This is a genomic window from Mesorhizobium sp. M7A.F.Ca.CA.001.08.2.1 (genome assembly GCF_003998455.1).
In the GTDB taxonomy this organism is placed as follows: domain Bacteria; phylum Pseudomonadota; class Alphaproteobacteria; order Rhizobiales; family Rhizobiaceae; genus Mesorhizobium; species Mesorhizobium ciceri.
Window position 1 is genome coordinate 1 of the sequence record NZ_RZPW01000175.1, and the last position, 9,406, is coordinate 9,406.

Consider the following 9,406-nt stretch of genomic DNA (forward strand, 5'->3'; position numbering starts at 1 on the left):
GGCCTGGATGCCGGTCAGGTTTGCCGGATAGCCGATCTTGATGGTGTCGGCAGCAAGTGCCGTGCTGGCCGAGGCAAGCGCGAAGAATGCGCCAAGTCCCAGGCCGATGGTACCGCGTCGAGTGAGTTTGATCATCGTTTTCGTTCCTCTGTCTGGTTCACCGTTGCCGATCTTTGGGTTGATCCGAACGTAAGTTCCCGGTCCCCCATGATCCCCTTCGGCCGGAAGATCATGACTAGAATGAAGATGAAGCCGAGCACGATCTGGCTGGCGCCAAACAGGGCCGGCACCGCGAAATCGCCGATCGTGAAGCCGCGTTCGACCGAGCGCAGGACCTCCGACAACAGCGAAACGCAGATGACGCCGACCACCGCGCCGGTCAGGGAGCCCATGCCGCCCAGCACCAGCATTGTGATCAGACTCATCGTCAGCGCGAAGTAGAAGGTGTTCGGCGAAAACGAGCCGAGATAATGCGCATAGAGCGACCCGCCGACGCCCGAGAAGAACGCGCCGATGACGAAGGCGATCAGTCTGGTCCGCAACACGCCGATTCCGACAGCGCTGGCCGCGATTGTGTCGTCGCGCACCGCCTTCATGGCGCGCCCGAAAGGCGAATAAACCAGGCGCGCCAGAACGAACACCGTGATGGCGAGCCAACCCATCACCCAGGGCAACGTCGTCTCCAGCGGCACGCCGGTAAACGTGCGGGCGCCTCGGGTGAAATCCGACGCATTGATCAGCACCACGTTGACGATAATCAAGAATCCCATCGTCGCCACCGAAACGAAATAGCCCGACAGGCGCATCAAGGGATAACCGACGACCACCGCAAGCAGTGCCGTCAGAACGCCTGCCACCAGCGTCGCCGGCAGGAAGGGGAGGCTGAAAGCATGCAGAAACCCCGGCAGATGCGGCAGCAATGCCATCTTCTGCTGCACCGGGATCGACAGGATTCCCGAAATATACGCGCCGGCGCCGATGAAGCCGACATGGCCGAGCGAAAACACGCCCGTAAAACCGTTGCTCAGCGACAGCGCCAGCACCAGGATTGCATTCAGCGCGATCAGCAGGATAATCCGGACGAAATAGTCGCTCAGCACGTGCGGCGCACCGAATGCGACAGCTGCCCCCGCCACCAGGGCGACGAGGACGAGGAGTGTGATCCGCGCTTCCCGGCTCACAGCTTTATCTCCCGGTTTGGCTGGAGCAGCCCGCCCGGGCGCACCAAGAGAAAGGCGATCAGCACGGCGAAGACGATTGCGTCGCGATAAGACGAGACGCTGCTCGGCAGGAATGCGACGATGAATATCTCCAGCGCGCCCAATATGTAGCCGCCGACCAGGGCGCCCGCGATCGACCCGAAGCCGCCGATGATTGCCGCCACGAAAGCCTTCAGGAGCGGCGTGAAGCCCATCTGCGGCTGCACCACGCCGGCCTGCGCCGCCCACAAAATGCCGGCGAGGCCGGCATAGGCGGATGCGACGATGAAGGCGACGATGATCAGCCGGTTGACGTTCAGACCGACAAGGTGTGCCGCCGACATGTCCTCGGCTGCGGCGCGCATGCCGAGCCCAGTCGTGGTGCGCGTGATAAACCAGCCGAGGAGCAGCAGCGACACGAAGGTCAGCGCGATGGTCAGGAGATTGATGCTGGTGAAGGTGATGGCGCCGTTCGACATTTCCCAGGAGGTGTTGAGAATATCGGGGAGTGGAAAATTGCGCGGCGAGGAGGTGAACACCAGGATGCCGACATTCTCGATGATGTAGGTGACGGCGAGGCTGGTCAGCAGTCGCGCAACGTCGGGCGCGTCGCGGATCGGGCGGTAGGCGATGCGTTCGATGAGGAAGCCGGCGGCGGCGGCCGCGGCGATGCCGCAGATCACGGCGACCGGGAACGGAACGCCGATGCCGACCAGCAAGGCAACCCCGAAAGCACCTACCATCATGACGTCGCCATGCGCGAAATTGGTCAGCTTGAGGACGCCGAAGACGATCGACAGGCCGACCGCCACCAGTGCGTAGAGGCTGCCGAGGCTCACCGCATTGACGATCTGCTGAAGGATATAGTCCAGCTGGGTCATGTTGCCGCCCCGAGATATGCCTGCGCCACGCGTTCGCTGTCGCGCAGTTCCGCGGACCGGCCAGACAGCGCCACCTGGCCCGTGCGCAGCACATAGGCGCGGTCGGCGAGGTCCAGCGCGAGCGTGATGTTCTGTTCCACCAGAAGCATCGTCATGCCCTGGCGCTTCAGTTCGGCAAGCGCGCTGAAGATGTGGCGCACCAGCAGCGGCGCAACGCCGAGCGAAGGCTCGTCGAGCAGCAGCAGGCGCGGCGCCGCCATCAGCGCGCGCGCCAAAGCAAGCTGCTGCTGTTCGCCGCCCGACAGCGTCCCGGCCAGCTGCTTCAGCCGCTGCTTGAGAATCGGGAACAGCATGAACATGCGCTCGCTGTCTCTGAGGATGGCATCCTTGTCGGTGCGGGTGCAGGCGCCGAGCCGCAGATTGTCAGCCACCGTCAGGCCGCCGAACAGGCGCCTGCCCTCCGGGCTCTGCGCGATGCCCAGACTTACGATGCGCGACGGAGCGACACCTCCAATCGGCTTGCCATCGAAGATGATCCTGCCGCCGCGCGGCCGCGACAGGCCGGAAATGGTGCGCAAGGTCGTGCTCTTGCCGGCGCCGTTGGCGCCCACCAACGCCACCACCTCGCCGGCATGGACGTCGAGCGAAATGCCCTTCAGCGCACGCACCGCGCCGAAATTGACCTCGAGGTTCTCGACACTGAGCAGAACGGGGCTAGGCGTGGCCAAGATACGCCTCCCGCACTTTCGGGTGTTCGCGTACCTGCTCCGGTGTTCCGACGCAGATCACCTCGCCAGTCGCCAGCACCTGGATGCGTTCGCACAGCGCCATGATCAGGTCCATGTCGTGCTCGACAACGACCACCGTTACGCCATAGCGGTCACGGATCGTCCGGATCAGCGCTGCCAACACCTTGGTCTCGTTGGAATCAAGACCGGCAGCGGGCTCATCGAGCAACAGCAGTTGCGGGCCGGTCGCCAACGCACGCGCAATCTCCAGCCGCCGCTGATCGCCGTAGGGAAGATCCGCGGCGACCCTGCCGGCCTGATCTGTCAGGCCCATGAGGTCGAGGAGTTCGTCGGCCTTCTGCCGGGTCGCGGCCACCCGCTCGCGATAACGCCGACCGCGCAGCACGGTATCGGCGGCGCCGACAGGATGGCGCAACTGCGCCGCCGTCAGCACGTTCTGCGCGACGCTGAGGCTGCCGAACAGGCGAGAGCCCTGGAAGGTGCGGGCGATGCCCATCGCGACGATCTGCGATGTGCGCAGGCCGACGATCGACCGGCCCTCCATCTCGATGCTACCGGAATTCGGCTGGGAGAAGCCGGTGATCAGGTTGAAAAGCGTGCTCTTGCCCGAGCCATTCGGCCCGATTACCCCAATGATTTCACGTTCGTGGAGCTCGATGGAATGATCACGCAGGGCAACTAGCCCTCGAAAGGCTTTTGTCAGCCCGACCGTCCTCAACAGCACTCGACTCGACTGTCTATCCACCCGCCGGTTTGCCCCTGTCCCTCGCCGCCCCGTTCGGCCCGGTCAAGCTTCAAATGGACAATTCGAACGGCAAGATGTCAAGTCCTATTCCCAAGAGGAAAGCTGTATGCCTGCCTCGGCTCGACCGTTGCCGCGACAGCACCGGCATCGATGCAGGGCCTGCAGTCCAGCGCGCCAGCGCTCGCTTCTCGAGCCTGCGCGCATAGTGCGTGGGCGCAAGGCACGAGACGAAGACGATCGGCGCCACCGGCCCGTAGACCTTGGGCGTCCTCGGACCGCGCTTGTGCTAGCTTGTTATCTGTTCGGCGACAGCTTCTTCGAGGCCGGCTGCGGCCTGGGCGGCGAGAGCGCGCGCCGCCGCCTGTGAATCGTAGAATTCCTCGAGCGCATGAACCCTGCCCCACCGCAGCGTGAACACGTGGAGACCACGGTTGACGTAGGACGTATCGCCATTGAGCAGGGTAGCGGTGCCATCCCACTGGGCAAACACGGTGGTATGCCAGGGCCAGCCCTTCACCCACACGTGGTTGACCGTGAGATGGAGAGTGGGCAGAACACGGCCGAGGCGCTCGAACCACCGGCGCAGGGCTTGCTTGTCGTGACGCTCGCCACCAAGCGCGTGTGCGCCACCAACCCGGTGATGGACATGCGGCGCGATGGCCTTCACCGCCGCATCCCAGCGATGGTTGTTGACGTCGTCGAAGCTCTGCCGGATCGATTTCTCGACAAAATAGCTGTAAAGCATGTGACCTCTCTCCAAACTTATCGGTGGCGCGCCGTTCCGACGCGAGACCCCGGCCAGCATCGCTCGGCCGCGGCCTGCGCGTCAGGTCAGGGCATTGTCGCGTCGGCTCGCAGGGATGTGTCCGTCTCGGTCGAGACCGTCACCTCCTCACCGGACCTTGAGAACGCGTAGAGCGAGCCCGGGTGGCCAGGTATGGAAAACGCCACGGAGTCACTGTTGGCGAGGCCCATGACAACCCGCAGCGGATCACCCCCGGCCTTCGGTGCGAAAGTGGCGGTGACCTCAAGCAGGTCGCCGCGCGGAACGTAGTAGGCCACCATGTCCAGGTGTCCCTGGTGCAGGCTACCGCCTTCGATCGGGCGCCCGATGGTGGCTTCCTCGGCAAGAGCCGGGGTTGCAAGAAACAGCGCCGCCAGCAGCGAGGCGCCCAAGGTTTTGCGGATCATCTCATTTGTCCTTTTTTAGATTGCGTTCACCCTCTATATAGGGTATAGATTACGAATGCAATCTAAAAAAGGAGATGACGATGCGTGTAAGTCGCACTCAGGCCGCGGAAAACCGTGAGACCGTGATCAATGTGGCAAGCCGGCTTTTTCGGGAGCGCGGGTTCGACGGCATCGGCCTCAAGGATCTGATGAAAGGGGCCGGGCTGACCCAGGGCGCCTTTTACAAGCAATTCGAGTCGAAGGACGATCTGGCGGCGCTGGCGTCCAGGCGGGCTATGGAAAGCGCCACCCACAAATGGTCGGCCGCGACCGCGGCAAATCCCGGGAACCCGCTCGACGGGGTGATCTCATTCTACCTCAGCATGGATCATCGCGGAGAAAAGATGGACGGCTGCCCGGTCGTTGCGCTCGGCTCGGATGCGGCCAGGCAAGGTGCCGAGGTGAAGGCATCATTCGAAGCCGGCATCAAGGCGTACCTCGGGATGCTCGGCGGTTGGGTTGGCGAGGGCGACAGCGAAAAGACCGGCAACAAGGCAATGGCCGTTCTCTCGACGATGGTCGGCGCGGTCGTGCTGTCGCGGGTCGTCAACGACCCCGACCTTGCGCAGGCTTTTCTGGATGCGGCGGCCGATCAGGTTCGCGAAGCAGTCGCTACTTGAACGGCGCGAGCAGCGCCAGCACAGCAAGGATAGGAGAGCAGATGGAACGGATTGTCGTCACGGGCATGGGTGCGGTCACGCCCCTTGCCGCCAATGTCGAAGCGTCCTGGTCACGCCTGCTTGCTGGCCGGTCTGGCGTTCGCAGGCTTCCTGACGATGTGGTGGGAGAGCTGCCGGCTAAGATTGGCGGCGTGGTTCCCTCCCTGGGCGAAGACCCCGAGGCTGGTTTCGATGCCGATGCCGTCCTGTCCGCGAAGGATCAGCGCAAGGTAGACCGGTTCATTCTCTTCGCGCTGGCGGCGGCGGAAGAGGCGCTTGCGCAGGCGCAATGGAAGCCTGCCTTGGAGACGGATCGCCTGCGCACGGCCACGATCATCGCTTCAGGTGTCGGCGGGTTCCCGGCCATCACCGAGGCGGTGCGCACGGTGGACCTGCGTGGCGCCCGCCGCCTGTCTCCCTTTACGGTGCCGTCCTTCCTGGTGAACCTCGCGGCGGGCCACATCTCGATCCGTCATGGCTTCAAAGGTCCACTCGGCGCACCGGTGACGGCGTGCGCGGCGGGCATCCAGGCGATCGGCGACGCCGCCCGCCTGATCCGCGCCAACGAAGCCGACATCGCCGTGTGCGGCGGAACGGAAGCGTGCATCAATACCGTCAGTCTCGGCGGTTTCGCCGCCGCTCGTTCTCTTTCAACCGGCTTCAATTGGGCGCCGGCCCAAGCCTCGCGCCCTTTCGACACATCGCGGGACGGCTTCGTCATGGGCGAAGGGGCCGGCGTGCTGGTCATCGAGGCGTTGAGCCACGCGTTGGCGCGCGGCGCAAAACCGATTGCTGAGCTCGTCGGCTACGGCACGACGGCGGATGCCCATCACGTCACCTCCGGGCCAGAGGACGGCGACGGCGCGCGCCGGGCCATGCAGATCGCGATTGCCCAGGCAGGGATTTCGCCACGCGACGTTCGTCATCTCAATGCGCATGCGACCTCCACGTCAGTCGGCGACCTGGGTGAGATCGAAGCGATCAAGAGCGTGTTCGGGCGCGATTTCGCGATAGCTGTCAGTGCCACGAAATCGGCGACCGGACACCTGCTCGGAGCGGCCGGCGGGCTTGGTGCGATCTTCGCAATCCTGGCGCTCAGGGATCAGGTCGCCCCGCCAACCCTCAACCTGGGCGAGGCCGATCCGGCCGGCGACGGAATCGACTTCGTCGCAAACGCACCCCGCCACATGGAGACGGAGTACGCGATCGCCAATGGCTTCGGCTTTGGCGGCGTGAATGCCAGCGCCCTGTTCAGACGCTGGAACTAGCGGTGGCCAGACGCAGTCATGACCGACGCCCTTTGCCCCGGCCTATCTCAATGGTTTTCCCAATCCGATCCAACGCAAAGAAGGATATGATTCCATGAACAAGACCAATCCCGGCGTCGCCCTTGTCACAGGGGCATCTTCCGGCATCGGGCGCGCTACCGCCGACGCCTTGCTCGGCGCTGGCTTTCGCGTCTTCGGAACCAGCCGTCGCACGGCCTCACAGCAATCCGCCGGCGTGACCATGCTGACCTGCGACGTGACCGACGACGCGTCCGTCGCGACAATGGTCGATGACGTTCTGGCCGCGGCCGGACGCATCGACGTGCTTGTCAACAATGCCGGCATGGGCCTGTTTGGCGGCGCGGAGGAGTCCTCGACCGCCCAGGCTAAAGCGCTGTTCGACGTGAACGTCTTCGGCGTCTTGCGCGTGACCAACGCGGTGCTGCCGGCAATGCGGCGCCAAGGGAAGGGCAGAATCGTAAATTTGAGCTCGGTACAGGGGTTCATCCCCGCTCCCTATTTCGCGCTTTACTCGTCGACCAAACACGCCATCGAAGGGTATTCCGAGTCGCTCGATCACGAATTGCGCCCCTTCGGCATTCGCGTTTCGCTGGTGGAGCCCGCCTATACCCGCACATCATTCGAGGACAATCTTGCCGCCCCCGACCGGTCGCTCGAAATCTACGACTCCGCGCGCGCCGGGATGACTATGTCAGTGCGGAAATCGATGGAAAAAGGCGATGCGCCCGAAGTGGTCGCCAAGACCATTTTGGCAGCAGCGACCGATCCCGCGCCGAAGAAACGCTATGCGGCGGGAAAAATGGCGCGCCAGGTCAGTTTCCTGCGCCGTTTCGTCCCCGCATCCGCATTCGACAAGAGCCTGCGCAAGCAGCTTGGGTTGCCGGTCTGAAATCGGGCGCTGCCTTGGCGCGTCAGCGAGCAGCCGCCTGTTTCTCGAGCCTGCGGGCGTATTGCGTCAGCGGAAAGCACATGACGAAGAAGATCAGCGCCACCAGCCCGTATACCTTGAACGGTTCGAAGGTCGCATTGTTGATGGCGTTGGAGGTCCGCACCAGCTCCTCGAAGCCGATGATCGAGGTGAGCGCCGTCGATTTGATCAGCTGCACCAGGAAGCCGACCGTGGGTGCGCGGGTGATCGAAAACGCCTGCGGCAGGATGATCAGCCTGAGTTCCTGCAGATAGTGCAGGCCGAGGCTGGCACCGGCGTCCCATTGGCCGAGGGGCAGCGCCGCGACGCCAGAGCGCCAGATTTCGGCGAGATAGGCGCTGGCGAAGAAGGTGAGGCCGAGCGCCGCCGCCGTCCAAGGCTCGATGCGCAGACCAAGCATCGGCAGGCCGAAGAACATCAGGAACAGCTGCATCAAGAGCGGCGTCCCCTGGAACAGGGCGATGTAGCCGGAGGCGACACGCCGGCTCCATTTGTTCTCAGCGATCCTGAAGAACAGCACGATCATGCCGACGATGCCGCCGCCGATAAAGGCGGCCAGCGATAGCAGCACCGTCCAGCGGGCGGCGAGCAGTAGGTTGCGCACGATGTCCCAGAAGGTGAACTCGATCATGACACACCGGCTCCGAGCGCGCGGCGCCCGCCTGACACCAGCAGCCGGCGCAAGGCCATCGACAGAGCGAGATAGACCAGCGTCACGACGAAATAGGTCTCGAAGGAGCGGAAGGTGCGTGCCTGCAGCATGTCGGCCTCGTAGGTCAGCTCACGCACGGCGATCTGCGACACGACGGCGGACTCCAGCATCATGATGACGATCTGGCTGGTGAGCGCGGGGTAGATGATCTTGAGCGCCTGCGGCAGCACGATCTTGACGAACACCTGGCGTGGCCGCAGCCCAAGGGCCAGCGCTGCTTCCGTCTGCCCGCCGGGCACGGCGTCAAGCCCGGCGCCGACGATCTCGATGGTGTAGGCCGCCATGTTGAGCGTCATCGCCAGCATCGCGGCCAGGAGCGGGTCGAGCCGGACGCCCAGGCTGGGCAGCCCGAAGAAGATGAAGAACAACTGCACCAGGAACGGCGTGTTGCGCATCACCTCGACATAGCAGGCGATTGCCCGCTTGAGCAGCACCGGGCCGTTTCGCCGCCCCGCGGCACCCAGGATGCTGAGCAGCGTTCCGGCCAGCGTGGTCACGGCGATCAGCAGGATCGTCGTGGCCGCGCCATGCGCGATGTCGCCCAGGGCACCCGGGAGCCAGCCAAAGGCCACGGAAACTCAATCCTTGAGATTGTCGGGATTGAGCGGCGTCTTCAGCCAGGCTTTCGAGCTTTCGTCCAGCTTGCCGTCGGCCAGCATCTTGGCGACCGCATCGTTGACGGCCTTCTTCAGGCCGTCTTCGTTCTTGTTGAGGCCGATATGCGAGGGCGAGGTCAGAAGCTGGAACTTCTGCTCCGGCTTCAGTGCGTCCTGCTTGGCCAGCACCTGCGCGCCGACATCGTTGCCGACGACCATCAGCTGCGTCTGGCCGGAGATGAAGGCCTGGATCACCGAATTGTAGTTGTCGAAGCGCTTGATGTCGGCCGATGCCGGTGCTGCCTCGGTGAGCGAGGTGTCTTCCAGCGTGCCGCGATTGACGGCGATCGACTTGTCGGCGAGGTCTTCCTTGCCTTTGACGGCAAGCGCTGCCGGACCGATCACGGCGATGTAGTAG

The 9,406-nt window shown here is 64.0% G+C and carries 11 protein-coding genes and 1 pseudogene; 3 read left to right on the forward strand and 9 right to left on the reverse strand.

Annotation, left to right across the window (positions count from 1 at the left end):
- Positions 1–131 precede the first annotated feature (131 nt).
- The 6 genes from EN914_RS13005 to EN914_RS13030 all read right to left on the reverse strand — a co-directional run bounded on the left by EN914_RS13005 (position 132) and on the right by EN914_RS13030 (position 4,765).
- Positions 132–1,181, reverse strand: coding sequence for a branched-chain amino acid ABC transporter permease (locus tag EN914_RS13005; protein ID WP_024502051.1), 1,050 nt, complete (start codon positions 1,179–1,181; stop codon positions 132–134).
- Positions 1,178–2,080 carry a branched-chain amino acid ABC transporter permease gene (locus EN914_RS13010; protein WP_024502052.1) on the reverse strand — a complete coding sequence of 301 codons (903 nt, stop codon included), beginning with the start codon at positions 2,078–2,080 and terminating at the stop codon, positions 1,178–1,180. The genes EN914_RS13005 and EN914_RS13010 overlap by 4 nt, the downstream gene beginning before the upstream one ends.
- Positions 2,077–2,808 carry an ABC transporter ATP-binding protein gene (locus EN914_RS13015; RefSeq protein ID WP_013528428.1) on the reverse strand — a complete coding sequence of 244 codons (732 nt, stop codon included), beginning with the start codon at positions 2,806–2,808 and terminating at the stop codon, positions 2,077–2,079. Before EN914_RS13015 ends, EN914_RS13010 begins: the two co-directional genes overlap by 4 nt.
- Positions 2,795–3,574, reverse strand: coding sequence for an ABC transporter ATP-binding protein (locus tag EN914_RS13020; protein WP_024502054.1), 780 nt, complete (start codon positions 3,572–3,574; stop codon positions 2,795–2,797). The genes EN914_RS13015 and EN914_RS13020 overlap by 14 nt, the downstream gene beginning before the upstream one ends.
- A 286-nt stretch (positions 3,575–3,860) precedes the next feature.
- Positions 3,861–4,319, reverse strand: coding sequence for a nuclear transport factor 2 family protein (locus EN914_RS13025; RefSeq protein ID WP_013528430.1), 459 nt, complete (start codon positions 4,317–4,319; stop codon positions 3,861–3,863).
- Positions 4,320–4,405: 86 nt separating this feature from the next.
- Positions 4,406–4,765, reverse strand: a complete 360-nt coding sequence (locus EN914_RS13030; protein ID WP_013528431.1) for a hypothetical protein — start codon at positions 4,763–4,765, stop codon at positions 4,406–4,408.
- 80 nt (positions 4,766–4,845) lie between these two features.
- Here EN914_RS13030 and EN914_RS13035 point away from each other — a divergent pair, with 80 nt between their 5' ends.
- From EN914_RS13035 to EN914_RS13045, 3 genes are all read left to right on the forward strand, one after another.
- Positions 4,846–5,424 (forward strand): TetR/AcrR family transcriptional regulator, encoded by a 579-nt coding sequence (locus tag EN914_RS13035; protein WP_013528432.1) that lies wholly within the window; start codon positions 4,846–4,848, stop codon positions 5,422–5,424.
- Positions 5,425–5,465: 41 nt separating this feature from the next.
- On the forward strand, positions 5,466–6,731 hold the full coding sequence (gene fabF, locus EN914_RS13040; RefSeq protein ID WP_024502055.1) for a beta-ketoacyl-ACP synthase II: 1,266 nt from the start codon (positions 5,466–5,468) through the stop codon (positions 6,729–6,731).
- 94 nt (positions 6,732–6,825) lie between these two features.
- A complete protein-coding gene (locus tag EN914_RS13045; RefSeq protein WP_013528434.1) occupies positions 6,826–7,641 on the forward strand; it encodes an oxidoreductase in 816 nt (271 codons plus the stop codon).
- A gap of 22 nt (positions 7,642–7,663) precedes the next feature.
- Here the strand turns inward: EN914_RS13045 and EN914_RS13050 are convergent, their stop codons facing one another.
- From EN914_RS13050 to EN914_RS13060, 3 genes and pseudogenes are all read right to left on the reverse strand, one after another.
- A complete protein-coding gene (locus EN914_RS13050; protein WP_024502056.1) occupies positions 7,664–8,311 on the reverse strand; it encodes an amino acid ABC transporter permease in 648 nt (215 codons plus the stop codon).
- A complete protein-coding gene (locus EN914_RS13055) occupies positions 8,308–8,964 on the reverse strand; it encodes an amino acid ABC transporter permease (RefSeq protein ID WP_024502057.1) in 657 nt (218 codons plus the stop codon). The genes EN914_RS13050 and EN914_RS13055 overlap by 4 nt, the downstream gene beginning before the upstream one ends.
- Before the next feature lie 6 nt (positions 8,965–8,970).
- Positions 8,971–9,406: pseudogene (locus EN914_RS13060) on the reverse strand (transporter substrate-binding domain-containing protein); the annotation flags it as partial.

Excerpts from the sequence above, each read along its gene's own strand:
- EN914_RS13010 (WP_024502052.1), bottom strand. The coding sequence starts at position 2,080 with ATGACCCAGCTGGACTATATCCTTCAGCAGATCGTCAATGCGGTGAGC.
- EN914_RS13025 (WP_013528430.1), bottom strand. The coding sequence starts at position 4,319 with ATGCTTTACAGCTATTTTGTCGAGAAATCGATCCGGCAGAGCTTCGAC.
- EN914_RS13030 (WP_013528431.1), bottom strand. The coding sequence starts at position 4,765 with ATGATCCGCAAAACCTTGGGCGCCTCGCTGCTGGCGGCGCTGTTTCTT.
- EN914_RS13035 (WP_013528432.1), top strand. The coding sequence starts at position 4,846 with ATGCGTGTAAGTCGCACTCAGGCCGCGGAAAACCGTGAGACCGTGATC.
- fabF (WP_024502055.1), top strand. The coding sequence starts at position 5,466 with ATGGAACGGATTGTCGTCACGGGCATGGGTGCGGTCACGCCCCTTGCC.
- EN914_RS13045 (WP_013528434.1), top strand. The coding sequence starts at position 6,826 with ATGAACAAGACCAATCCCGGCGTCGCCCTTGTCACAGGGGCATCTTCC.
- EN914_RS13050 (WP_024502056.1), bottom strand. The coding sequence starts at position 8,311 with ATGATCGAGTTCACCTTCTGGGACATCGTGCGCAACCTACTGCTCGCC.